Origin of the sequence: Microcoleus sp. SVA1B4 (genome assembly GCF_036700545.1) — a bacterium.
GTDB lineage: Bacteria > Cyanobacteriota > Cyanobacteriia > Cyanobacteriales > Microcoleaceae > Microcoleus.
In genome coordinates this window covers 65,599-90,003 of the sequence record NZ_JAUBPB010000014.1, presented here as the reverse complement: position 1 = coordinate 90,003, position 24,405 = coordinate 65,599, and the positions used below count along the sequence as shown (strand labels likewise).

Sequence of the window (24,405 nt, the reverse complement as noted above, 5' to 3'; positions counted from 1 at the left end):
GCTACATCCCCTGTAATCTCTTTAGGAACTGCCCCAAACTGCTCGACTAACAGTTGATGCAGCAGCGGTTTGAGGTCTTCGCAAGGGATGCCTTTTTGGACGCAAGCACCCAAATGAGCGTCTTTCCCAACTGTGCCTCCCATGTAAATGTCTACACCTTCGAGGGTTTTGCCGTTCTTGCGAACTTTTGTTCCCATCAAACCAATGTCTGCTACCTGGGGTTGACCGCAGGAATTGGGGCAACCCGTCCAGTGAATTCTGACCGGTTTGGGTACTGACAGTTCGGCTTCGAGTTCCTCAATCATTGCCACGGATCGGCTTTTGGTTTCGATGAGGGCGAAGTTGCAAAACTTGGCGCCGGTGCAGGAAACCAAGGCTCGTGTCAGCGGTGCGGGCTCGATGGAAAAACGCTGCAACAGCGGTTCTTTGACCAGCGATTCTATCCGCGAGTCGGGAACGTTGGGAATAATCACGTTTTCTTCCACAGTGAGCCTGAGTTCGCCGCTACCGTAAACCTCGGCAATTCTGGCCAAATCGAACAAATCCGATGCCTGTAGGCGTCCAACTGGAACGTGCAGCCCTACATAGTTGAGCCCTGATTGTTTTTGGGCGTAGATGCCGATGTGGTCGCGTTTGTCCCAGGTGATTTCATCTTTGGGCGCGGCGGCGGGCAAAGTGCGCCCTAATTCTTGTTCGACTTCGGCTCGGAATTTTTCGATTCCGAGTTCGTCAATCAGCCACATCAGCCGCGATTTTTGGCGGTTTGCTCTTGGGCCTTGATCGCGAAACACAGTTAAAATTGCTTTGCACAAATCTACAACGTCGCTGGGACTTGCCCATGCGTTGAGAGGAATTGCAGCGTCGCAGCGTTTGGCGGAGAAGAAACCGCCGACTAATACGTTAAAGCCGATGTTGCCGTCTTTGTAAGCGGGTACGAAGGCGATGTCGTTGATTTCTGCGTGGACTGAGTTGTCGCGGCAGCCTGCGATCGCAATATTAAACTTTCTCGGCAAATTTGAAAACGCGGGGTTGCCTTCGCCGTTGTTCGTAATCATGTCTTGGACTTGGTTCGCCAGTTCCCGCGTATCTATCAGTTCGTCGGCGTCCAGCCCCGCGACTGGGGAACCCGTGATGTTACGCACGTTGTCCATGCCAGACTGGATGCTGGTCATGCCCGCTTCTTTGAGGCGGCGGAAGATGTCGGGTACGTCTTCGATGCGAATTCCGCGCAATTGCAGGTTTTGTCTGGTGGTGATGTCGGCGCTGCCGTCGTCGCCGTAGCGTTGGACGATTTCTGCTAGCGTTCTGGTTTGATTGCTAGTAATGATGCCGTTGGGCAAGCGCAGCCGCATCATGAATTTGCCGGGGGTTACTGGCCGAAAGAAGATGCCGAGCCATTTGAGGCGGTGCTCGCGATCGATTTCGTCCATTGCTTCCCAGCCGATTGCGGCGAAGTGGTCGAGTTCGCCTTTTAATGCTAAGCCATCTTTTTCGGCTTTGAGTTTTTCAAACTTGTTCAGGCTCGCTTGGGCTTTGGGTTCTACTGTTTGGGTCATCGGTTTACCCTCGCTGCTGGCTTGTGTGGGGAGGTATTGACTTGGAGCATAAAGTGTGTGTTTCCTGCTAACCTTAGTGACTGTATGGATTTAAAACTGTATATTTAGTTACTAGATGGAATTTCTTTTAAGCATGGTTGGTCTTCTGTAAACTTGAGCTTGACTGGGTGCTAGCTCGAACGTCGCCAAACTATTTATGGTTATAGTTGCTACCGATGATTCGGTCGATCGCTCTGTTTCGATGCACCTTTGTTATGAGCTAATGTAAAGCCCCCGATTGTAAATATTCGTATCTATTTTTACAAAATATTGAGTTTTATGAATATTTCGCATAATGCCGATGCGTTTTATACATGGGAAATGGGTAAAGAGACCCCCAAAACCGAAAAATCTCTCTAAATCTTTAGATTTAGGAGGGGAAAGGGGGAAATTGGAATATCTAAAATTAATTTTGTGATTGCGATCGCAGACTTAAAACGAGATCGTCACAACATTAGAGCGGTCGCTGTCACACACTTTGCCTCAAAACATCACATTGTGTGCTATGCCAGCGTCACTATTAATTTTCCCAGAACGAGAGATGATATAAGCATCGAATTTAAGGAACGTCTCATGCTTTTAGTTCAACTTATCCCCGGCGCTATTTCCGAAATGCTTGCCTCTGTTACGGAGACGGGTTGTTTGACTTTAGCCGATCGCTACGGCTTGATGGCCGCTGTTTTGGACGACTCTCTCGACGATGAATACAGACATTCGATCAACCGCCTGCTGCGTTCTGTGATCAAGGGAAGAGTCAAGATAGTCAACGAACTGTCGGCGATATATTAACAGGATTTAAAAATTTGATTGATTCATGCAGCGCCTAAGAGTACAGAAACCACCGGCAGAGTTAGAAGGAACCCACGATGCCTGCAGCGGATGTAGGGCCGGAAGTTGATTGGGTGTTCTAAAAACGTGCGATCGTTCTTGCCGTATGATTTTTTTTGACTATCCAATTCTCGCTTTGGGCGGCACTTACAGAAAAAGTGCTGATTCATGAGAGGCTGTTGGGTTGAACGCTGATGGTAAAATTAGTAAAATTGCTGTGCGCGATCGGCATTTGAAGAGTTTGAGGAATGAAGTCATCCCAACCAAGGTAATTATAATTATTAGACATCTCCAGCAAAGCCTGTCTTGAACAGGCAGGATGCCTGTTCCACAATAATTATTGGAGAGGTATATTGAACAGGGCTGGCGATGAAAGACAATTTATGAAAATTATTAATCAAACAATCGAATTATTAATAGAATCCGGTCTCGGCATCTACAAAATCACGCCCCATATAGCAATCCTTGCAGGAGTCATAAATTTTTTACCCCACCCCAGCCCTCCCCGAACCCAAGGGGAGGGAGTAAGAAATTCACAAATGATTTAGGATGGCTATAGCCCGCCCTCAACATACAATTTAAATGCACAACAGCTTACCAAACAAGCTGCCGTTTGCGTTAGCTGTATTGAAATTTTGACCGGAAAAATTGAAGAATAAATCGCCGTAGTTGATGTTGCCTCTTTGAGCTAGTGAGTCGGCATATCCGGCTAAACTTAGATTAGAATTGATGGCGATGAAAGCTGTATCTGATGTTTCTTTGATGGCGATGCCGTAAAATTCAAATTCCCCGCCGCCGATTTGAGCCCCTGTCACGCCGTCGTTCAAGGAATCGATCGCGTAATTCCAGCCGTTAGATAGCGTTGCTGCTGTAGCTTTTTGTTGCTGTATTGCGAAAAGGAGACAGAAACTAGCCACTGAGTAAGTCTAGTGGAGGCTGTTTTTAGCCATGGATTTCATAAAACCCTCCCTGGGAATCATTGTTAAATTGTCAAGTCTGCTCGCTCGACTGTTTTTAATTTTTAGTAAATCATACAGCAGATTCGGTGGTTGATGAAGTACAGTAGCCGCTATATTTATATTGTGTGATTTTAATATGTAGGGTGCGGATCTGCAACCTTTTAAATAGAACTTGCAGATTGACGGGTGGCGACGCACCGATGCTTACTACAGGATTGTGTGTACTGGGAGCATCTCATATTTGTAAAAACACTTCTTCTGGCTCCTTCCTTCTTCCTCTTCCCTCTTCCCTCCTGCCTCAAAACTCCAATTTCTAGCGTGGCTGCTTTCATTGAGATGCTCCCCAGCAAGAGGGCCTCAAAACTCCAATTTTTAGCGTGGCTGCTTTCATTGAGATGCTCCCTGATGCGTAGGCCAGAAACCGGGTTTTTGTTGAGAAGACGCATTACAGTGTAGAAACCCCAAAAAACTCGGTTTCTTTGATTGTGACGCGCGGGCTAATCCCCAACCAGCGAAAAATCCTGTCACAATAAAATCAAGACTACCGAGAGACCAAGTGGGTATCGAACTCAAGCTACCGTCAGGACACTAAATCATTTAAAATTAAAGTTGGGGCGATGATCACCCCAATCATTCCCAAAACCTAGGTGTTGCCATGCGTAAAATTGTACTATTCATTGCATCTAGTCTGGACGGTTATATCGCCCGATCGAATGGCGATATTGATTGGCTGTTTACAGATCAAAATTACGGTTATAGTAAATTTTTAGATAGCATCGATACGGTTCTCATGGGTCGGAAAACTTACGAACAAGTTCTAACTTTTGGCGAGTACCCGTACCAGGAAAAAAAGAGTTATGTTTTTACGAATAATCTAGATTTTCAAGCTACTTCGGATGTCGAAGTGGTAACAAATTTAGAGAGTTTTGTCAATGATTTGCGCTTGCTTGACGGCAAGAATATTTGGTTGGTGGGAGGTTCTCTGCTGATTCGCGATTTCCTGAATCAAAATTTTGTTGACGAGCTAATTCTCTCGGTGCACCCGATTATTTTGGGCGAGGGAATTCCTTTATTTGTTAATCCGATAAATACTACAGCTTTGCAGTTAACTGGATGTCAGACATACAGTTCTGGCATGGTTCAGCTATCTTATGATGTCGCGACTTGAGGGCGATCGCAGCAGTTTGTGGGCTTTGGCTGCTATAAGATAGATATAGAAGCTGTATGAGGGAGAAATGGCTGCTAGAGATTTATTTCACGATGCTGTAAAAAAAGCGCTTCAGAAGGAGGAGTGGGAAATCACCGCAGATCCGCTGATCGTCAAAATTCAGGGTGTTAAGTTTGAGATTGATTTAGCCGCAGAGAAGATTTTGGCGGCGGAAAAATTAGGGCAAAAAATTGCTGTTGAAATTAAAAGCTTTCTCAACAACTCTGCAATTACTGACTTTCATCTCGCCTTGGGTCAATTTTTGAATTATCGGCTTGCCTTACAAATCAAAGAACCGGACAGAACTCTGTATCTAGCAGTACCATTTGATACTTTTGACTCGTTTTTTCAAGAGCCATTTATACAAGAAGCGGTCAATGTGTATCAACTTAAACTCGTCGTTTACGATCCGCAAAAGGAGGTAATTGTGGAATGGAAAGAGTAGAGCATTACCGCCAGTGTATCCGAAAATTGCTAACTCAACAAGCAACGCTAGAAAAGCCTAATCCAGACGTTGAATGCCAGCTTGTTTTTGATTGGGAACATGACCACTATCAGTTACTAGATGTTGGCTGGGAAGGACTAAAGCGGATATACAACTGTTTCATTCATTTGGATATTAAGGATAGCAAAATTTGGATTCAGCGCAATATGACAGAAGTGGATATTGCACGGGAATTTGTCGAGATGGGAGTGTCTGAGGATGATATTGTGTTGGGGTTGCATCCGCCTTACAAGCGTCCGCATACTGGGCTCGGAGTAGCGTAAAGGAAAAGGCGATCGCAGATGATGAAATGTGTTTGCTACTTTTTGTTATTAATATCTTTTTTCGGGGCCGCCCTTCCTGCTGACGCCTCTGTTTGCCGCAATTATCAAGGAAGCGAGATTTGCATTGTCGATATCAAACGCAGTGCAAAAAATTATTGGGAATACAGGGTAATTCTGAGTGTTGATGGAGTGAAACAGCCTCTGGAAGTCTACAATTGCCGCGATCGCACTACAGTTAAGAAAGATGGAACTGTTTTGGCGTTTGGACAAAACAACCCTGGTGAAATCGTCTGCAGTTTTTTTAAGAAATAGCATATTTGTGACGGGCTAGAAGCCCATCCCACTCATTGTTTGATTGATTTAACTGGTTCCAAGGCAGAGCCTTGGAACCCATATAAGCGAGGCTCTGCCTCGGCTGGGAAGATGGAGGCAGAGCCTCCGGATCTGCGTTACCAGGCAGGAGCCTGGTAACGAGTAGATAGTGAAGCAATCACGGAGTCTGCGATTGCTTCGCGTATTGTAAAACTTCATTGAGTTTATAAGCAATTATAAACAATAATGGTATTCTATTTTTGTGAGTGTTGAACAAGGAATACGCATAGCCCAAAAAACGCAAGTATCAAATGCAACTAACACAGAGGCACATCATTAAATCAACGTCACACCGTTTCGCCCAAATAGACGAACTAGCTTTCAAGTCCAAAAACCTCTACAATGCCGCCAATTACGTCATTCGTCAGAGCTTTATTTATGGATGGGGTTATGTCAGTTATAACGAAATGAACCGATTGATGAAGTCTCACGAAGCATATAAGGCTTTGCCTGCTAAAGTAAGTCAGCAAATCTTGATGGTGCTAGACAAGAATTGGAAATCGTTTTTTGAAGCCGTTAAAGCTTACAAAGCTGACTCTTCAAAATTCACGGGTAGCCCAAAATTGCCAAAGTACAAAGATAAGACTAAAGGGCGAAACCTTCTCGTCTACACGATTCAAGCAATTAGCAGCAAACAGTTGAAGAAAGGAATCATTAAACTTTCCGGCACTGAACTTTCAATTAAAACCCAACTCAATCCCAACCAGATTTGTCAAGTTCGACTGGTTCCGAAATGTGATTCCTATGTAATTGAGGTGATTTATGATGAAGCGGAGTCCACAATCAGCAATGCCAACTCTGTAGCTAGTATTGATTTAGGACTGGATAATTTAGTGGCGTTAACTTCAAATCAACCGGGATTTATCCCTTTGTTGATTAACGGGCGACCATTAAAATCGATTAACCAGTTCTACAACAAACGCAAATCCCGATTACAATCCCAGTTAAAAGGGAATCGTCAAACCTCACCCAGGATTCAGCGATTAACTCGCTGTCGTAATCAGAAAGTTGATAATTACTTGCATCATGCTAGTCGTGTGATGGTTGACCATTTGGTAGTGAACCAAATTGGAACGCTGGTAATCGGCAAAAATGCACAGTGGAAAACCGATATCAATCTAGGTAAACAAACCAACCAAAATTTTGTCAGTATTCCTCACTCTCGATTAATTGAAATGTTGGAGTACAAAGCTCGGTTGGCGGGAATCACAGTAATTGTGCAGGAAGAATCCTACACATCCCGATCCAGTTTTTTAGGTTTAGATCCAATTCCTGTTTATGGAAAAACCGAAAAAGAGCCTGTGTTCACGGGTAAACGGATCAAGCGAGGTTTGTACAAAACATCGACGGGTCAGTTAATCAATTCTGACGTGAATGCAGCGTATAACATTCTCAGAAAAGCAATCCCAAATGCGTTTAGCAATGGGATAGGGAGCTGCGTAGTTCAGCCGAGGCGGGTCGATCCGCTGAAAGTAAAAGTGAAGGGGGAGGGACTTGAAGCCTCCCATGCCTATAAATGACTATACTTTTACCAGCTATAGCTCGCAATGACAGTTACAGCGGTGTGCGGTGTACATCATACGGTTAGAATTTGCCGTCTACTGCTGAAACGCAACGTTCGCAAATTAGCGGATGTTCGATCGACTCTCCGACGTGAGTCGAGTAATTCCAGCAACGATCGCACTTTTGGCCGTCTGCTTTCACTACACCAATCGCCAACTCTGGAGACTGATAACTGTACGGCAATTCCTGGATGGCTGCATTCGATTCTACCAGTTCCACTTCCGAAGTAATGAACAAATAGCGCAATTCATCTACACCCTTGCCGGTCATTGTAGAATGGTGCCCTGCAGCTATTTCAGCAGGAATTTCTGGTTTGGGTTCGATCGCAACTAATTCTGCTTCCGGGATTTGGGGTGTTTCTACAAACACTTTTTCGGCTGGGGCTGTTTGTGCGATCGCCCCTGTTTCTACAAGCACAAGCGCTGTATCTAATGCCGGTGCCAGGACGATCGCCTGTGTTTCTGCAAGTACAAGCGCCGTACTCCGGCCCACCACATCTGCTGTCAGGAAATCAATTTGTTGTGCAATTTCTTGACGGTTGGCGGCAAACAGCAAGTGACGGAAAGCAAACCAGATTGTAAATAAGATGCCGATGACTTCAAAGAAGCCTCCCAAAAGCGGAATCTGATTCATCGTATCCAAAATCGCCAGCGTTACTCGGCCCGTTATCAACACAGAAGCTAAGAGTCCAAGTGTTACCAGCGCTTGTTGGTATTCTGTAAAAAAGTTGCCTGCGTATTCAGGCAAATTAGCCACAAACTCGGCGGCTTGATCTAAGATTTGCCCAGAATCTGAAGCCGACAGTTCAGGGACAGAATACTCTACTATCTGAGAAGGTCGATCGCTCTTTTGTGCGATCGTTTTCGGCTCAACATAAATTTTGTTTTCTGTCAAGACTTTGGCAACTTTTGCCGCTTGTTCTTCCTGTCGATCTTGTGCTGCTTTTGCTTTCTCCTGGGCCGCTAACTCGATGACTGAATTTTGCGATCGCACATAATCCACCAATTCTTCACTGCTGGGATTCAAAGCTTGCAATTGCTCTCTTTTCTCAACATCGGGAACGTACAATAAAACCTTAGCTTCCAAAGAAGAACCGATCGCCTTTTCAATCCTCGCTTTTTCCAAAACCTTGTTAACTTCGCCCCGCACTTGTCGCAAATACTGCCAGCGAGTAGCCAATTCTGGATTATGCCATGAAGCATCAATTTGCACCCAGCCTGCTTCAAACACGGACTTGTAAGGAGTCGGATAGGGAAGGTACTGCCAAATATCCTCAGCCATGTGACACAAAACAGGTGCGATCGCCCTTGCCAAATTCTCCACAGCAATTGCAATCACCGTCTGACAACTGCGGCGGCGAAGGGTATCTGTCGCGCTGATGTAAAGTCTATCTTTGGCAATATCCAAGTAAAAATTCGATAAATCCACCGTGCAAAAATTCTGCACAGTTTGGAAGAATCGGGAAAATTGGAAGCTTTCAAAAGCATCTTGAACTTCCGCAAAAACTTCGCCCATTCTGTGCAGCATATAGCGATCCAGTTCCGGCAATTCTTCGTAAGCAACGGCATCTTTTGCCGGATCGAAGTCGTGCAAATTGCCCAGCAAAAACTTAGCTGTATTGCGGATTTTGCGGTAAACATCCGACTGCTGTTTGAGAATGTTTTTGCCCAAAGGCACATCAGCCGAGTAGTCTACCGAAGACACCCACAACCGCAAAACATCGGCTCCATATTCCTTAATTACTGACGCTGGATCGACGACATTGCCTTCAGATTTGCTCATTTTCCGGCCTTTTTCATCGAGCACAAAACCGTGAGTCAAAACAGTTTTGTAAGGAGCAATGCCGTTAGTTGCTACACTGGTAAGTAAGCTGGATTGAAACCAGCCACGGTGTTGGTCTGAACCTTCCAAATAGATATCAGCCGGATAGTTTAATTCCGATCGCCCTTTGGCAACTGCGGCCCAGGAAGAACCGGAGTCAAACCACACATCCATCGTGTCGGTTCCCTTGCGGTAAGTGCGGCCGTTATTGCGGTAAGATTCCGGCAGCAATTCATCGATCGACAATTCCCACCAAGCATCGGAACCGCGTTCGGCAAAAAGGGCTTGCACATGGGCGATCGTTTCTTCATTTAACAGCGGTTCGTTGGTTTCTTCGTCGTAGAATACGGGAATGGGAACGCCCCAAGTCCGCTGACGAGAAATACACCAATCCGATCGATCGCCCACCATTGCAGTAATCCGATTTTCCCCTTGGGCGGGAATCCAATTCACACCGGCGATCGCTTTTAAGGCTTCATCTCGGAACCCTTCAACGGAGGCAAACCACTGTTCCGTCGCCCGAAAAATGGTCGGCTTTTTCGTGCGCCAATCGTAAGGATAAGAGTGAGCGTAACTTTCCTCTTTAATCAAACAATTTGCGTCAGCAAGGGCATCAATGACTGCGGCATTGCCGTTTCCGAGGACATTTAAACCTACAAACTGTCCGGCTTCTGCGGTGAAATTTCCGTTCTCATCTACGGGTGTTAAAACAGGTAAACCACAGCGTTTTCCGACGATAAAGTCTTCTTGTCCGTGCCCCGGTGCGGTGTGCACTAATCCCGTCCCAGAATCAGCGGTAATGTAGTCACCGCCGGCAACTATTGGACTTTCGCGATCGAACAACGGGTGTTTGTAGCTGCAACCTTCTAATTCTTTGCCTTTGAAGGTGGCAAGTATTTTTAATTCAGTGTTAAAAGTTGCCGACAGCCGATCGACCGCATCGACAGCTACTAACATAAATTGTTGTGCGATGTGGGAATTTGCCGGCGGTTCCACCACCGCATAAGTCAATTCGGGATTAACTGCGATCGCCAAGTTTGCCGGAATTGTCCAGGGAGTAGTCGTCCAAATCGCCGCCCAGAGGCTCGGCATATAGCGCTTGACCTTCGATTGCAACGATTTTGACAATTTTTTCACATGGAAGCCGACGTAGATGCTGCGCGACGTGTGACCTTCGGGATATTCCAATTCGGCTTCGGCGAGGGCTGTTTTCGAGCTCGGACTCCAGTGAACCGGTTTGAAGCCCCGGTAGATGTAGCCTTTGAGCACCATTTGACCGAAAACGCCAATTTGAGCCGCTTCGTATTCGGGCTTCAGAGTTAAATACGGGTGTTCCCAGTCGCCCCAAACGCCGTAGCGCTGGAAGGATTCGCGCTGCTGTTCCATTGTTTGCTGCGCGAAGGCGGCGGCTTTGCGGCGGAGTTCGATCGGCGTAAGATTTAGCCGATCGTCCGATTTCATGTTCTGCAATACTTTAAGTTCGATCGGCAATCCATGACAATCCCAACCGGGCACGTAGCGGACTTTTTTGCCGCGCAACATTTGGTAGCGGTTGATAAAGTCTTTGAGGATTTTGTTGAGGGCGTGGCCGATGTGGAGTTGTCCGTTGGCGTAGGGTGGCCCGTCGTGGAGGATGAACAAATCGCCTGGGTTATTTTCCGAAAGGCGATCGTAGATTTCTTGATCCGCCCAAAATTGTTGCAATTCTGGTTCCCGTTTGACGGCGTTGGCGCGCATATCAAACTTGGTTTTGGGCAGGTTTACCGTGTCTTTGTAAGATTTAGCTTCCATTTTTGAGAAACGTTTTATGTAGTTAGTTGTTAGTAGTTAGGGGTTATTTGAGAGATGATATCAAGTCCGGTTAAATAATCATAATGTAAGTTAATAGTGATAACTTTAGTCATCTCTCGTCATTGAAGAGGTGACAACCAGATATTCTAGTATAGGCGATCGACAGCACATTCGATCAAAGCTCCAAAACCTGTAGGGGCGGGTTCACCAACAGATATAAAGGTTGCAGACAGGTCAAATAAACCCGCCCCCACCCACAAAAAAGTCCTTTCCTCTCTTCTCTTCCTCCGCGCCCTCTGCGCCCTCTGCGGTTAAAAAATCCTTCACAAATCGAGGTGGCGCTACTCAGTCAGCCAACTGAACATTTCGCCGACAGTGAGATTAAAGGATTCGGCAAAGGTGGGAACCGGGATGCGATCGCCCGGTTCTTCAAAAACTGCTAAAGTGCGATCGGCAAAATAGACAAATACCAGTTCTTCTTCCGGGTCAATCAGCCAGCCCATCTGGGTTCCGTGGGCGAGACTGTGGAGAATGTTGCGGACGACTTTAGTTTGACTTTGGTCGGGGGAAAGAATTTCGATTGTCCAGTCGGGGGCGATGGCGAAAGTGTTTGCTACTTCGCCGTTTTCGTCGCGGGGAATGCGTTCCCAGGTAAAGACTGCAAGATCGGGTACTGTCGATCGACCTCCAAAGGTACAGCGCAATTCTGGATAGGCGCGGGCGATGCGTTGGGGTTTGAGTACCCGGTTAATGTCAGCACCCAAATCGCTTTGAATTGTGCTGTGTTTTCCTTGGGGCATAGGTTTCTGGATAATCTGACCATCGATGAATTCGCTGGCGGGTTTGGTTTCCGACAGTTGGAGAAATTCATCGAGAGTCAAAGGTTTAGAAGCGGTTTGAACCATTATTTTAATTGGATTTAAGTTTAATTTGTATTAGTTAAGCGATCGTGCATTTAATTTATCAAGAAAATGGGTCTAAAACCCCGTCCTTCGCTTGACGGCTTTAAGGGGTCTAACTCGTTTGACGGCGAGTCCGACAGGGATTGAAATCCCTGTCTCATAGCGCAAGTCCTCTGCAAGAGGACTGAGGATGTTGATTAACGTGAAATGCGAAACTCAAGATCAAGTTGAATTTAGACTTGCAGTCGCTTTTATGCGAAACTCAACATCGAATTGAATTTAGACTTGCAGTCGGTTTTAACCGACTTTCGCTATGAGACAGGGAATTCATTCCCTGTCGGACTGTCGGACTGTTGGACTGTCGGAATGTCGGACTGTCGGACTGTCGGAATGTCGGACTGTCGGACTGTCGGACTGTCGGACTGTCGGACAAGCAATAAACGCTTAAAGAAATACTCCCAATCCGCGGCTAACGGCATTTCCCATACGATCGCACAATGAAGCATCCGGCACTTTGTCTCCTTCCTGTTCCCATTTTTCCACGAGTTGGCGGCCTAGGGGCGTGAGGCGAAAACTGTCGGTAATCCCTTGTCCGTCTACTTCCCGCCGCAGTACACCGACTTGGATCAGCCACAGCAGGGAGTTTTCGGCTACGAGTTCGGATACGGGCGATCGGGTGTAGCCGCTTTCGACACCAGAATTTGAGGCGATCGCAGTTAGGAAAACGCTGTTATCGCGGATCGTCTGGAAGAAGTGTAATTGAAAAGGGCTGCACCGGACCGCGCGATCGGCTCTTTTGACAGTGCGATCGGGATAACTAATAGATTTAAATGCTTCAGATGGAATAAAAGTCATTCAAAAAACCTCTGAACAGGTACTATATTTTTAATTGTTACAGATATCTGAGCGGGCTGATTCACCCTATCGATCCTAATTTTACACTTATTATGACCGATACACTAAATAATATCAACAGGTTTGTTGAATACGTTCGTACTTTGAAGGGAGACGAAAAAGGCGAGGCACAGGTATTCTGCGATCGCCTGTTTCAAGCCTTCGGTCATCTAGGCTACAAGGAAGCGGGAGCCGAACTAGAATTTCGAGTAAAGGCGAAAGGCAAAACTACGAAATTTGCCGATTTGCTGTGGCGGCCCAGGTTGTTGCTGGAGATGAAAAAACGGGGCGAAAAACTGGAAAAACACTATCAGCAAGCCTTTGAATATTGGCTGGAGCTAGTGCCGCAGCGTCCAAAATATGTAGTTCTTTGCAACTTTGATGAATTTTGGATTTATGACTTCGATTTGCAACTGCGGGAACCTGTAGACCGCGTAAATCTCGAAGAGTTACCCGATCGCTTCACAGCCTTAAACTTTCTTTTCCCCGAAAATCGCCAGCCTTTATTCAATAACAACCAAATTGATGTAACGCGAACTGCCGCTGACAAAGTTGCTCTAGTTTTCAATCGGTTAGTAGAGCGCGGCGAAAAAGTAGAAACGGCTCAAAGGTTTATCCTTCAGTGTGTAGTAGCATTGTTTGCTGAAGATATCGATTTGTTGCCACGCGGTTTATTCACCGAGTTTTTAGGTGATTGCCAGATGAACCGAGTTAGTTCTTATGATTTAATTGGGGGATTGTTTCGGCAAATGGGGAGCGATCGCCCCGCACCTAAAGACAGCCGCTATCGAGATGTATCCTATTTTAATGGCGGTATCTTCTCAGTTGTTGAACCCATCGCCCTGACTCGCAGCGAAATCGATCTGCTATTGGAGGCAGCAAAGGAACGGTGGTCAAAGGTAGAACCTGCGATTTTTGGCGCGTTGTTTGAGTCCAGTATGGGCAAAGAGGAACGTCATGCCTTGGGAGCACACTATACCAGCGAGGCCGATATTCAAAAAGTGGTTTTGCCTACGATTATCCGCCCGTGGCGAGAACGGATTGAAGCTGCGAAGACGCTCAAAGATTTGTTGGCACTGCGGCAAGAATTACTTGATTTCAAAGTTCTCGATCCAGCTTGTGGCAGCGGTAATTTTCTCTATGTTGCTTATCGGGAAATGAAGCGACTAGAGGCACAATTGCTAACTAAAATTCATGAAAAATTCTCTCGTGCTGCTAATGCGATAGGTACGATGTCGCTAGTGAAGACAAGCCAGTTTTACGGCATTGACATCAAACCCTTTGCCGTGGAATTGGCAAAAGTGACGCTGATGCTTGCCAAAAAGTTAGCCTTAGATGAAGAAAACCAGTTGCTCAATACGGTACAGTTGAACCTGGCATTGGAACTAGAGCAAGCATTGCCGCTCGATAATCTCGATCGCAATATCCGCTGTGATGATGCTCTGTTTTGCGAGTGGGAACAAGTTAATGTAATTATTGGCAATCCTCCCTTTTTGGGTGGTAAGCAGATGCGCTTGGTTTTGGGTGATGAATATATCGATCGCATCTTTGCTAAATTTCCTGAAGTAAAAGATTCTGTGGATTTTTGCACCTATTGGTTCCGTCTTGCCCATCAACATTTAGGAGAAAATTGCCGCGCTGGTTTAGTCGCCACCAATTCCATTTCTCAGGGTAAAAGTCGTAAAGCTGCCCTAGATTACATTGCCCAAAATGGCGGCTGCATTTACGATGCCATCTCCACACAACCTTGGTCTGGTGAAGCTAAAGTACATATTAGCATTATCAACTGGCTCAAAACCTCTGATGCTCAAGAATTAACCTACCGTATCGATCACACAATTGTCTCAAACATTAACTCTTCTCTAAAAGCTGAAGTTGATGTTACCCAAGCAGTGCGACTGAAGACAAATTTGAATCGATGTTTTGCAGGTATAACTCCTGTAGGTACGGGCTTTATTGTGTCCTTGGAGCAAGCTGAAGTATGGAATAAAGTAAATCCCAAAAATCTGGAAGTAATTCGTCCTTTTCTAGAAGGTAATGACCTCGTAGCTAACCCTTACAGAGGTCTAAAAAATTTGATTATCGACTTTAATGACATGAGTATTGAAGAGGCAAGTGAATATGTCCAGCCTTTTCAATGGGTTAAAATGAGAGTGAAACCAGAAAGAGATTTGAATCGTAGAAAGGTTTATCAAAAATACTGGTGGCAATTTGGAGAACGAAGACCCGCAATGCGTCAAGCCCTAAAATCGGTTTCTCAATACTTTGCAGTTACTCAGACCTCGAAATGGGCAATTTTTCTTCCTTGTCCTATTGAATGGCTACCTAATGCTAGAACGCGAGTTGTTACCTGCGACGACTTTTATATTTTGGGAATACTCACATCTAGCACTCATCAGATTTGGATGCACGCACAAAAATCAACACTTAAAGCAGATATTTCTTACACTCACAACACCTGTTTTGAAACATTTCCCTTTCCCCAAAATTGCCCAGAAAAAACCAAAACTGAAATTCGAGCAGCAATGCAGGTTCTCCATGACTATCGTACAGAGTATATGGAGCGCAAACAGTGTGGTATTACCCAATTATACAACCAATTTTTTGATGAACCCGCCAGCCAACTTGCCAAACTCCATGCCCAATTAGACCAACTCGTTTGCAAAGCCTACGATATCAAACCCAACCAAGACCCCTTAAAGTTTCTATTAGAATTAAACTTTGAAGTTGCACAGCGAGAAACTGAGGGATTACCTGTTGTCGCTCCCTGTTCGCGGCCTGTTGTATAAAAATGCTAGTTAAATCCAGTCCTGGACGCACTTCTACCAAAGAAACCGGGTTTTTTACCAAATCTGCGGGTTGTAATTCAGTATTTTCGTAAAAAAAACCCGGTTTCTGGCCCCTGCGTAAGTCCTGTAAGTCTAATTATTTTAGGCATAAACTTTCCTGAATTCATAAGTATCTGAAGCTTCCGCATCTTCTAAAGTCAGAAATTCGTGTAACTCATTAATAGAAAGAGGGCTGAGATAAACATCAGACTTGGATTCATAGACTTCGGAAAATGACTCAATAGCTTGTTTGAGTTTATCAATAGATTGTTCTGGAGTATTGCCTTGTCCCACCAATCCATTTTCTAAACACAAAGAAACCCAATAATCAGCACTTGTTCGGAGAATCACAGTATAGAAATCAATCATATTTTACAGGAAAATTAATTTTTATTGAGTAGGAAAATCAGGAGAGCACGCCGATAATCTAACACGCGATCGCCCGCAAGTCAACGCAGAAAATCGCCCAATCGAACTATTTCCAAGCGCAAATTTTCCTTGGGATGAACTCAATCCCGAACCTCGCATTCAAAACATTGACGGTAGCAGCACAAAATCAACTAAAATAGGTTGGTAAATCGCAAGGGAAACAAAACTATGACATTACCAGTTGGGTGCGCCGCCCCTCAGTTTACCGCCAAAGACACCAACGGCAACACAGTATCCCTCTCCCAATTCGCAGGTAAAACCGTAATCTTGTATTTCTACCCCAAAGATGACACCCCCGGCTGCACCAGACAAGCCCAAAGCTTCAAAGCAGCCCATGAAGAATACAAGGGCAAAGATATAGTAGTTCTCGGTGTCAGCCGCGACAACGAGGAATCGCACCAAAAGTTCACAGAAAAATACGGTTTACCTTTCCAGCTATTAGCAGATGTTGATGGCACGATTACCAAAGCTTACGATGTCGAGAAAGGCGATTATGCCAAGCGCGTTACTTTTGTCATCGACGGTACCGGCAAAATCATTCAGGTTTATGAAGGGGAAACCATGAAAGTTGACACTCACGCTCAAGATATTCTCGTCACCATAGTTTAGTCGAAGTTTAGTCGAAATTTAGTCGATCGCACTAACACTCCTGCACGCACCAAACGGCTAAAAACCCGGTTTCTTCCTAGATGCCTCGTTGCTATAAGCAATATTCTCCTAGGAACCGGGTTTTTTTAGTAAGGAATGAGAATTAAATAACTTCCACTCTTGAAAGTGGGATGGGCGTCCCGCCCGTCCAAAAAGGATGGGCGTCCCGCCCATCCCACAATAACAATTAAAATTGTAAGTTATTTAATTCGCGATCCTAAGTCCTGACAATCAAGCATCCAGGATACAAGCCTCCGCATTCATCCGTCGGGTCAATCCTTCAATTCTAAAATCTAAAATCTAAAATCTAAAATCTAAAATCGCGCAATCGATTGACTCAGCCAGTGAGGGGTCAAGGGTACAGGGGGAAACAACCTACTCGAACTAAATTCCTTCCCTCAAAACTTCCACCACAAATCCGCTCAACCAGGCATATATTCGGTTAAGGTGCTTATTGTACGTCTAAAGTGAGATTTGTGGCGCAACTCCCGCCAATAATTAAAAACTTATGCTGGAAAAGGCATTAACCGCCCGTAGGCTGAATCTAAGGGCGATTTTTTCCTGGTTCGGGTCATTGTGTTTGATAAAATCAGAAGTTATCCTTGCTTTAGCTGAATAACTAAGTAGGTAGAGGGATATATAATGACAACCAACAACATTATTTTGAGTTACTTAGGCCCGCGAGAAATTGAGGTCAATAGACCCACTGTCTTAGTTGGCACTTTTGACAAAAATCTAGTGGCAGCGATTTCAGCATTAGAAGGCTCAAATGCCCTGAATGTCGGAATAAATCTCTCTAGAGGCATTTGGAACATCAGTTTAGAAAAAGGATTCGATAGCGCAGGAACTCGCACAGTGCAGGTGAGGGCAACTGATAAGACTGGCAAAGTTATCGGCCAACAAACAATTAACATCAAAGTTAATCCTGCTTCTGGGGCACCCGCTCAAATTTTCACGTTAATTACTCTCACAGATACCAAATTCAAAGCCGGAACACTGCCCGCCAGCAATCTCAACGAGCTGCAAAAAGCGGACATACCAGCAGGGAAAATTTATCCAGTTAGCGACTACGAGTTAGAAGACGGACATCTGAATGTTCAACTAAATAATCCAATTTATCCGGTGGGAAAAACCGGCTTTTTCTACGAAAAACACGTACTCATAACCAAAGGCGCAAAAATTCTCATATTCGATCGCGCCGAGTTGCCGACCCCGCCTCCTGGAATGCAGTTACTGTGGGTGATCAAAAAGACCTGGTTAAAGTTCACCCCCGCAGATTCTGGAACTTTAGGCCCAACTCAGAAATTACTATTTAACCCAGGAGAAACTTTCAATCTTCTCGGCTACGCTTGCGTGGAAAACCATTTCAGAGTCGCTTTTGCTCGGGCAGTTCCTAACTTAGGAACTTCGGGATTTCTGTACTGGCTGCACGTCCAAATTTTGCGAGACGGGAGGGGAATTGAGTATGATAGAAATGCAGTTACGATGACAATCATCAAAACAACTGTGTTTAAAAAGCGCCCGGTAAATGCGGCTAGCCTGCCACCCGAAGAAAAAATCACCTTGCCGGCGGGAATGATTTACGGAATTGCCGGATTCTTGATCGAACAAAGCCACATTAAAGTCTCGCTGACCGAGAATTTGCCACAATTTGGCAATACAGGTTTCATTTATCCCGATTTTGTGCAATTCAGCCGCGGTGGCAAATCTTTTAATCCCGCTGTGAATTTAACTTATCAAGGGCCGTCAGAAGTTTTAGTAAATCAGCCGATCGTCCTTCGGGGTACTTTTGACCGGCAACAAGCAGCAAAAATTGACGTGATAGCTGAGGATAAATTTCCCCTAACCGTCACTCTAAACCAAGAGACTAGCACTTGGCAAGTTAATTTGTCTAAAGGATTTAGCGTAGCTGGAGCTCGGTGGCTCAGGTTGCGGGCAACTGACAGCAAAGGCAACGTTACTGGCAGCCAAATAATTTACATTGCCGTAACTTCCGATCCGCTAACTGTCGGACGAGGTTTGACCTTAAAGATAGTTTCTGACACTTTGTTTAAGGTAGTTCCTCTTGATTCTTCCAGGCTCAACAATCAGCAAAAAGTTGTTGTCAAAGCAGGCCAGACGTTGGCCGTTAGCAAATACGGATTTATTGACGGGCATCTCAAGGTGGTTCTGGATTCAGCAATTTGGCCGATCGGCACTTTTGGCTATTTTTATGAACCCGACGTTCAGTTGGCAAAAGGTACTCAAATCCTAAGATTTGACCTGGCTGACGTACCCAATAGCAACGTCAGCGCTCAACTTTTGGTAACTCAAACAACTCAGATTAAAGCTAAACCCGAAGATTCATCGAAACTGCCTGCAGATCAAATTGCTGACCTACTTTTAGGCAGCACCTATGCCATTACTGGTTATGCCTGCATTTTGGGGCATTTCCGAGTAACTCTCGCCCAATCTATTCCCGGTTTCGGCAATATCGGATTTATTTATTGGCAGGACGTTAAAATTAAAAAAGACGGCAAAGAAGTTCCCTTTGACCCGGATGCTTTGACGATGACAATCCTGCAAGCAACTGTCTTTAAAAAACGGCCGGTAGATTCTTCTAGCCTGAGCAGTACCGAGAAAACTACGCTGCCTTTAGGTCGAGTTTACGGCGTGAACAGCTACGGTGCGGAAGGATCTCACCTGAAAGTTTCTCTGACTGAAGAACTGCCGAATTTGGGCAATACAGGTTATGTTTTTCCTAGTTTTGTTCAGTTCAAGCGGGGAGATAAAATTTTCGATCCGGTTCCGAACAATGTGGAATTGAACGTGCCGTATTTTTCGCAGCGAGACAATCCGCGTTTTGACTGGTCTACTTGCAACGTAACTTCGATCGCCATGGTGCTTTATTATTATGGTCTTCGTTCTGAGTGGGGCGGACAGTTGGAGGATGAGTTGTTGCAGTGGTGTTTCGACTATGCCGGCCAGGGATCTCAAACCGATCACAGCGTGCTTTCGGCGCTGATTCAGGCCTACGGGTTTAAGACGAGTTTTAGTACGACTCGCAAATGGGCCGAGGTGCGATCGGAATTGCTAAATCGGCGGCCAGTAGTTTTAGCAGGAGATTTTACTGCTGCCGGTCACATTCTTACTGTCATTGGCTACAATTCTCAAGGTTATATCGTGCAAGATCCTTGGGGAAATGCACTCACTGGTTACAGCGATACTGAGGGGAGAAAGTTGATGTATCCCTACAGTTATGTCAATCAAGTTGCTGGGCCAGATGGGAATGTTTGGGCACATTTTATCTATCCATAATTTACTCTACTGTTAGCAAATTGTGAGGCACTGCGGCTATTCGTAAGGTGTGCATAACAGCTATTCGTAAGGTACTTAATGCACACCCTACCTAACTTAGGAAATCTTGCGCTTAATTTTGCATTTTGCTGCGCCCATGCCTAAAAAGCTCAACCCTACTAAAGTACCAAACCAAGTGGGAGCATCCCGCTGTTTAACGAGGCAGAAATACTTAAGCTTGATGTCGTTATTTAAATAGGCACATCTGAGTCTTAAAATCTGAGGCACATTTTTTTCGTTCCACTGTGCACCTACAATCTTAATTCTTGCTCCAATCTGTTGAATTAAAGACTCTACAGCTCCCGAACCAATGTCAATACCCTGAATAAAGATAATTTTGGTAATCTGGGATTATTGACTGATGTTTTCGCAGATATTTCTGGAACTTTTCACTCCCTTTACTAAAGCGCCAGTCCAGTAAAAGAGGTTGACAAAAACTATCAAGTATGGTGTACAAAAAAAATCACGGCTTAGCATCCAAAACTCAAGTTGCAACCCAGCGAGCGAGTAAAATTACCAATCCAAAATTTCAGCCTCTTTATTGTTACCAATAAATCTGGCTTTCGTTCAATATAAAAAATATAATATCTAACTGAAGTATTTTTTTAGTTAGGCAGATACCAGTTGACTTTCTGTAAAACTTCTTGCCAAAACATGAAGATTGTGAACCACTGCCATGCGGCGCAGATCGAATAGATTTTTGTGCAGCCCCCTTAGTGGTGCAGAAAACTCCTGAGATACTTAAGGAGGGTAGAGAATGATAGTTAATGGAGAAAAGGGGCTTGCGCCGTGGTTCGATTGTTTTAGATGTTTGACAGCTTATTATGCCTGCTACTATTCCGTTTAGGGTCTAAATTTAGGACTTTTATGGCTTCTTGATACTCATTCATGGTTTTTTCCTCTGGGTTCCTAATCCGTTCATTGTAACTCAAAAAAGCCTGAAGTGATTACGGACCCATCACTTCAGGCTGGAATTTTTAAAATTTATAACCATCAATTCTATTTAAAGACTTGCAAAATGTGGGATGTACATTTATTGGTTAACGTTAACCCGACTGATGTCGCTAGCTTTGTCCTGCAAAGAGTCAAAGGCAGGGCTTCCAGTTACTTAAGAAAAGAGTTTCCTGAATAGTGAAAATTGCCTACCTTGTGGACTCCTAGTTATTTTGTCGGTAGTGTTGGCAATGTCTCAACTGAAACCGTCAGAAAATATATTGAAGAACAAAGAAATAAATAATCCGCAACACTGGTAGCCTAAAGACTACAACTGCGTTTCATCCCCTGCTTGAAATACCGGGGTTCTCACGCGACGCGTTATAGGCTCCAGAAGCTAGTCGTTGTTCAAATAACCACTGTTTGCTTTCAGGAGAATCATCCAGCCAGCGATCGATCAAGTCCGCCCATTTGACAGGCAGACGCAACTCCTGCCAGGTTGAGTGAGAAGCGACAGAAAGATTGTGGTAAAGCGCTGAATCCGAAATAACTTTTTCGATACATTCTGCTAAAGCCAGAGAGTTCCCCGCCTCAAAAATCATCGAATTAATACCGTGCTTTAAGTGGGTTTTAAACATCGGGTGATCTGAAGCTACTATCGGTGTTCTAGTCCGTAAAGCGTGCTGAATAGTCAGGGGAAAGCCTTCGGGATACTCGTGCCTGCTAGTAACTAACACGAGATCGGATTCTCTCATTAAAGGTTCTAAACTCTGAGTTGGCACGATTCCCAGAAAATCTACACAATCTTTAATTTGCAACTCTTCGACTCGCTGGGCAAAAAACTCCTCTTCACCTTTACCTGCCATTTTTAAGTGAACTGATATATTATTCCGTTCTCTTAACTTTGCTACGGCTCTCAATATATCACCCACTCCCTTACTTTGTACTAACGAACCAGCGTAAAAAAGTTGAATTTTTTTGATGTCCGCAGGGATTTTTTTCGGCGACAAAGAGCCGGGATTGGTCTCTAAGAGAAAGTCCCAGGGAATTATTTTATCAGCTTTTACTCCTATTTGTTGGAACAATAAAGATGACGTAATGCCGTAAGTTCCAACCCATTCTATTTGCTTGTTATTCAACAATTGGGACAGGAAATAGTTGCGGTATTTATTGCGCCAAGTTGTTGTCGCAATAGATTCTGCAAATACAGCGATGGTTTTAATTTTGTTTTTTATTGCCCACTTAAAAATGTCTGGAAAAGTCGTCCGCATGACTAAATGAGTCGGCTTTTGCTGGGCAATTAAGTCGATCAATTTTTGGGGATCAATTTTGTAATTAAATCCGCAACCGATCGCCCGCACGCCGTTTTCTAGAACCCGATCGTTAAATTCGGGTGTCATGCAGCAAATAACCGTTACTGACTCAGCTCGTTTTGCCATCTCGGTGACGGCATCAACAGAATATTTTTGAGCGTAGTATGTTTCGCTTCCACCTTTGGCTAAACGCTCAAAGGCTTCTGCGTAATCGCCGGCATACTGAACTATGACTAAGCGCATTTTCCTCAACTCTGGTTGTAAAGTATTTAATAGGACTTACGATGCAAAAGATGTGTAAGTAGGTTGATCGGGACGGTTTGAGGTACCGCCACAACCGCACTATTAATTTTATTTTGCTTCAGTCTTATTATAAAGAGTTTCGGCAACAGCCAGGTCAATAGATAGCGGCCGCAGTCGCTTTGTATTGGGGGTTTCAGGCTAATTTTCTCTTGATGTATCTGAGAGTGTGTTGCAAGTAGAATGCGGGAATTAATCCCGACTAAGTAAGGAGAAATACTGTCCCCTGCAATTTGATCTCCGAAGTTGCGATCGACACTCACTCTCGACACTCACTATCGGTACTCAGTTAGCATATTGGAGGGGATGCCAGCAGAATTGGGCTATAAAGTTCACAAATCGTGACAATATTTGGTTTTACGGCGCTCAATAAGCCAAAGTTTCTAAAGTTTCTCGCAGATAGGAACGAACCTGCTGATCGAGGGTGGCATTTTGGTGCTGACGCTCAAAATTGAGTTCTAGCTGCCAGCGTTGAAATCCTGAACTTGCGCCGATCGCGGATTTGAGACTGCCCCAGATTTCAGAATCTTCGCACAGCTCGATCGGCTCGGCGGCTTGAGGTTCTTGTGCGATCGGTAGATAATTCGCCATATTGTTATACCTCTGTTTTAATCCCCTGTAAGGATTGAAAGCTGACCTTGACACTCTCTATTATAGATTCTTCTCTCCAAAGAGCCAACCTAAAATATCCACAACCTGCGATTAAAAATTAAATATTAAGACTATTAATAATCTCTATCACAAGAGGGGTGTTACCTATTTTCTTCACAGCATACATCTGTACAAATTAAAGTAGCTTAAACTACAATTGTCCCCTTATTAATTTTTTATTTCACTTTTTTTCGATCGACTCTTCGGGTAGAGATGTAACGCCGTTGGAGTCAGCAGGTTTTGGGTTGACAATACTGCCGACTGACGAATTCCCTCTTGTGGATGCTGAACCAATTGACTCTGCCGCTGCAGCCACAGCGGCAGTTGTCTCGGCTGCCAAAGCCGGCAAAAGTCGATCGACTTGCCAAGGCGCGATCGTAAAATCCTGCCGAATTTTTTCTAAAACATGAGGCTGTGTCGCTGCAAATTCTGATTCCGGCGTCAGCAAAACCGCCATGACACTAGCAGACACCTGCAAAAACAAATTGCTAGCTAAAAAAGCAGCAACTGCCAACAACAATCCAGTCCCGCGCCAGGAAGGAGGAAAGGGAGCAACCGTTGCCGCGAGGGGAGCCAATCGGTAGAGTTGCCACAAAATTATTGCCAGCAAAACAGCAACAAAAAGAGCGATTCCTTGATTTAACTTTGTTTTAAACCGAGTCAGAAGCCGCTGCTGCAAACAAGTTAAATTCTGCGGTTTCACCGCCACAACTAAAATACTAAAAATGTAAAAAGGGCGGAACCACTGCATCCAAAGCACAGGAACAATACCTGCTACAGCCACTAAAAATATTTCTAACCAGACAGGGAGCAGGGGAGAACCCACTGCGAGTCCCAGCAAGCACACTCCTAGGAATATCGGCAGTGCAGCCGCCCCAGAAAGATGAATCCACAAGAAAGGATCTGACCAAAAAGAACGCACTTTAAAAAATAATTATGAGTTATGAGTTTTGAATTTTGAGTTTTGATAGTCGGGGACGCATTCTTAAGCAATAAACCTGGTGCAAAGAGTACATCTCTAGAGGTAACACCAAGCATTTTGGGAGGAAACTCGATTGCTGTGCGTAAGTCTTATTGGAGTTTTAAATTTTGAATTTTTAGCAACAGCCAAGACGATGAGGACGTTGTTAATTGTGGATATATTTGCTTTTCTTACTTCTTCCTTCTCTCCTAGATAACTAAAACCTTCTGCCTTCTGGCTTCTTGCTTCTGCTATAAGTTAAAAACAAAATTTGGGAGTGATGACTTTGGGAGTATTGAGTGAAGA

18 protein-coding genes and 3 pseudogenes are annotated in these 24,405 nt (G+C 44.7%); 11 read left to right on the top strand and 10 right to left on the bottom strand.

What is annotated here, in order from left to right:
• Positions 1-17: 17 nt before the first annotated feature.
• Positions 18-1,556: pseudogene (locus tag QT987_RS09585) on the bottom strand (ferredoxin--nitrite reductase); the annotation flags it as partial.
• 612 nt (positions 1,557-2,168) lie between these two features.
• Between QT987_RS09585 and QT987_RS09580 the strand changes: the two are divergent.
• Positions 2,169-2,384 (top strand): hypothetical protein, encoded by a 216-nt coding sequence (locus QT987_RS09580; protein WP_333056184.1) that lies wholly within the window; start codon positions 2,169-2,171, stop codon positions 2,382-2,384.
• Between the two features lie 617 nt (positions 2,385-3,001).
• Here QT987_RS09580 and QT987_RS09575 read toward each other — a convergent pair.
• Entirely contained in the window at positions 3,002-3,340 is a 339-nt protein-coding gene (locus QT987_RS09575; RefSeq protein WP_333239285.1) for an XDD3 family exosortase-dependent surface protein, read from the bottom strand.
• A 697-nt stretch (positions 3,341-4,037) separates the two neighbouring features.
• On the opposite strand from QT987_RS09575, the gene QT987_RS09570 reads away from it, so the two are divergent.
• The 5 genes from QT987_RS09570 to QT987_RS09550 all read left to right on the top strand — a co-directional run bounded on the left by QT987_RS09570 (position 4,038) and on the right by QT987_RS09550 (position 7,249).
• The gene (locus QT987_RS09570) at positions 4,038-4,550 is read left to right on the top strand and encodes a dihydrofolate reductase family protein (RefSeq protein ID WP_333239283.1); all 513 of its coding nucleotides are present in this window, start codon (positions 4,038-4,040) and stop codon (positions 4,548-4,550) included.
• 67 nt (positions 4,551-4,617) lie between these two features.
• Complete coding sequence (locus tag QT987_RS09565; RefSeq protein ID WP_333201260.1) at positions 4,618-5,034, top strand: XisH family protein; 417 nt, start codon at positions 4,618-4,620, stop codon at positions 5,032-5,034.
• Complete coding sequence (locus tag QT987_RS09560) at positions 5,022-5,357, top strand: XisI protein (protein ID WP_333239281.1); 336 nt, start codon at positions 5,022-5,024, stop codon at positions 5,355-5,357. The genes QT987_RS09565 and QT987_RS09560 overlap by 13 nt, the downstream gene beginning before the upstream one ends.
• A 42-nt stretch (positions 5,358-5,399) precedes the next feature.
• Positions 5,400-5,669 carry a hypothetical protein gene (locus QT987_RS09555; RefSeq protein ID WP_333239279.1) on the top strand — a complete coding sequence of 90 codons (270 nt, stop codon included), beginning with the start codon at positions 5,400-5,402 and terminating at the stop codon, positions 5,667-5,669.
• 311 nt (positions 5,670-5,980) lie between these two features.
• Positions 5,981-7,249: a transposase gene (locus tag QT987_RS09550; protein ID WP_333239277.1), complete on the top strand. Its 1,269-nt coding sequence runs from the start codon at positions 5,981-5,983 to the stop codon at positions 7,247-7,249.
• A gap of 64 nt (positions 7,250-7,313) precedes the next feature.
• Here the strand turns inward: QT987_RS09550 and ileS are convergent, their stop codons facing one another.
• On the bottom strand, positions 7,314-10,904 hold the full coding sequence (ileS, locus tag QT987_RS09545) for an isoleucine--tRNA ligase (protein ID WP_333239275.1): 3,591 nt from the start codon (positions 10,902-10,904) through the stop codon (positions 7,314-7,316).
• 341 nt (positions 10,905-11,245) lie between these two features.
• Entirely contained in the window at positions 11,246-11,809 is a 564-nt protein-coding gene (locus QT987_RS09540) for a Uma2 family endonuclease (protein ID WP_333239273.1), read from the bottom strand.
• Between the two features lie 310 nt (positions 11,810-12,119).
• Between QT987_RS09540 and QT987_RS09535 the strand changes: the two genes are divergently transcribed.
• Positions 12,120-12,254: a hypothetical protein gene (locus QT987_RS09535; protein ID WP_333239271.1), complete on the top strand. Its 135-nt coding sequence runs from the start codon at positions 12,120-12,122 to the stop codon at positions 12,252-12,254.
• Here QT987_RS09535 and QT987_RS09530 read toward each other — a convergent pair.
• A complete protein-coding gene (locus QT987_RS09530; RefSeq protein ID WP_333232592.1) occupies positions 12,251-12,661 on the bottom strand; it encodes an Npun_F0494 family protein in 411 nt (136 codons plus the stop codon). The two genes, QT987_RS09535 and QT987_RS09530, sit on opposite strands and share 4 nt — an antisense overlap.
• Positions 12,662-12,753: 92 nt before the next feature.
• On the opposite strand from QT987_RS09530, the gene QT987_RS09525 reads away from it, so the two are divergent.
• Entirely contained in the window at positions 12,754-15,489 is a 2,736-nt protein-coding gene (locus QT987_RS09525) for a DNA methyltransferase (RefSeq protein ID WP_333239269.1), read from the top strand.
• Positions 15,490-15,630: 141 nt separating this feature from the next.
• Here the strand turns inward: QT987_RS09525 and QT987_RS09520 are convergent, their stop codons facing one another.
• Positions 15,631-15,897, bottom strand: a complete 267-nt coding sequence (locus tag QT987_RS09520) for a hypothetical protein (RefSeq protein ID WP_333239267.1) — start codon at positions 15,895-15,897, stop codon at positions 15,631-15,633.
• Between the two features lie 228 nt (positions 15,898-16,125).
• Between QT987_RS09520 and QT987_RS09515 the strand changes: the two genes are divergently transcribed.
• Both QT987_RS09515 and QT987_RS09510 read left to right on the top strand, forming a co-directional pair.
• On the top strand, positions 16,126-16,566 hold the full coding sequence (locus QT987_RS09515; RefSeq protein WP_172192900.1) for a peroxiredoxin: 441 nt from the start codon (positions 16,126-16,128) through the stop codon (positions 16,564-16,566).
• Between the two features lie 681 nt (positions 16,567-17,247).
• Positions 17,248-19,902, top strand: a complete 2,655-nt coding sequence (locus tag QT987_RS09510; RefSeq protein WP_333239265.1) for a C39 family peptidase — start codon at positions 17,248-17,250, stop codon at positions 19,900-19,902.
• 219 nt (positions 19,903-20,121) lie between these two features.
• Here QT987_RS09510 and QT987_RS29910 read toward each other — a convergent pair.
• A pseudogene (locus QT987_RS29910) lies at positions 20,122-20,326 on the bottom strand (ISKra4-like element ISMae18 family transposase); the annotation flags it as partial.
• Between the two features lie 642 nt (positions 20,327-20,968).
• On the opposite strand from QT987_RS29910, the pseudogene tnpA reads away from it, so the two are divergent.
• A pseudogene (tnpA, locus tag QT987_RS09500) lies at positions 20,969-21,178 on the top strand (IS200/IS605 family transposase); the annotation flags it as partial.
• A gap of 37 nt (positions 21,179-21,215) precedes the next feature.
• Here the strand turns inward: tnpA and QT987_RS09495 are convergent.
• From QT987_RS09495 to QT987_RS09485, 3 genes are all read right to left on the bottom strand, one after another.
• A complete protein-coding gene (locus QT987_RS09495; RefSeq protein WP_333239263.1) occupies positions 21,216-22,430 on the bottom strand; it encodes a glycosyltransferase family 4 protein in 1,215 nt (404 codons plus the stop codon).
• A 423-nt stretch (positions 22,431-22,853) separates the two neighbouring features.
• On the bottom strand, positions 22,854-23,078 hold the full coding sequence (locus tag QT987_RS09490) for a hypothetical protein (protein ID WP_333057837.1): 225 nt from the start codon (positions 23,076-23,078) through the stop codon (positions 22,854-22,856).
• Positions 23,079-23,319: 241 nt separating this feature from the next.
• Positions 23,320-24,033, bottom strand: coding sequence for a low-complexity tail membrane protein (locus QT987_RS09485; protein ID WP_333239261.1), 714 nt, complete (start codon positions 24,031-24,033; stop codon positions 23,320-23,322).
• Positions 24,034-24,405 lie beyond the last annotated feature (372 nt).

Coding starts and splice junctions, on each gene's coding strand:
- QT987_RS09520 (WP_333239267.1), bottom strand. CDS start 15,897: ATGATTGATTTCTATACTGTGATTCTCCGAACAAGTGCTGATTATTGG.
- QT987_RS09565 (WP_333201260.1), top strand. CDS start 4,618: ATGGCTGCTAGAGATTTATTTCACGATGCTGTAAAAAAAGCGCTTCAG.
- QT987_RS09530 (WP_333232592.1), bottom strand. CDS start 12,661: ATGACTTTTATTCCATCTGAAGCATTTAAATCTATTAGTTATCCCGAT.
- QT987_RS09580 (WP_333056184.1), top strand. CDS start 2,169: ATGCTTTTAGTTCAACTTATCCCCGGCGCTATTTCCGAAATGCTTGCC.
- QT987_RS09495 (WP_333239263.1), bottom strand. CDS start 22,430: ATGCGCTTAGTCATAGTTCAGTATGCCGGCGATTACGCAGAAGCCTTT.
- QT987_RS09560 (WP_333239281.1), top strand. CDS start 5,022: ATGGAAAGAGTAGAGCATTACCGCCAGTGTATCCGAAAATTGCTAACT.
- QT987_RS09570 (WP_333239283.1), top strand. CDS start 4,038: ATGCGTAAAATTGTACTATTCATTGCATCTAGTCTGGACGGTTATATC.
- QT987_RS09540 (WP_333239273.1), bottom strand. CDS start 11,809: ATGGTTCAAACCGCTTCTAAACCTTTGACTCTCGATGAATTTCTCCAA.
- QT987_RS09515 (WP_172192900.1), top strand. CDS start 16,126: ATGACATTACCAGTTGGGTGCGCCGCCCCTCAGTTTACCGCCAAAGAC.
- QT987_RS09535 (WP_333239271.1), top strand. CDS start 12,120: ATGAGACAGGGAATTCATTCCCTGTCGGACTGTCGGACTGTTGGACTG.
- QT987_RS09510 (WP_333239265.1), top strand. CDS start 17,248: ATGACAACCAACAACATTATTTTGAGTTACTTAGGCCCGCGAGAAATT.
- QT987_RS09550 (WP_333239277.1), top strand. CDS start 5,981: ATGCAACTAACACAGAGGCACATCATTAAATCAACGTCACACCGTTTC.
- ileS (WP_333239275.1), bottom strand. CDS start 10,904: ATGGAAGCTAAATCTTACAAAGACACGGTAAACCTGCCCAAAACCAAG.
- QT987_RS09525 (WP_333239269.1), top strand. CDS start 12,754: ATGACCGATACACTAAATAATATCAACAGGTTTGTTGAATACGTTCGT.
- QT987_RS09490 (WP_333057837.1), bottom strand. CDS start 23,078: ATGGCGAATTATCTACCGATCGCACAAGAACCTCAAGCCGCCGAGCCG.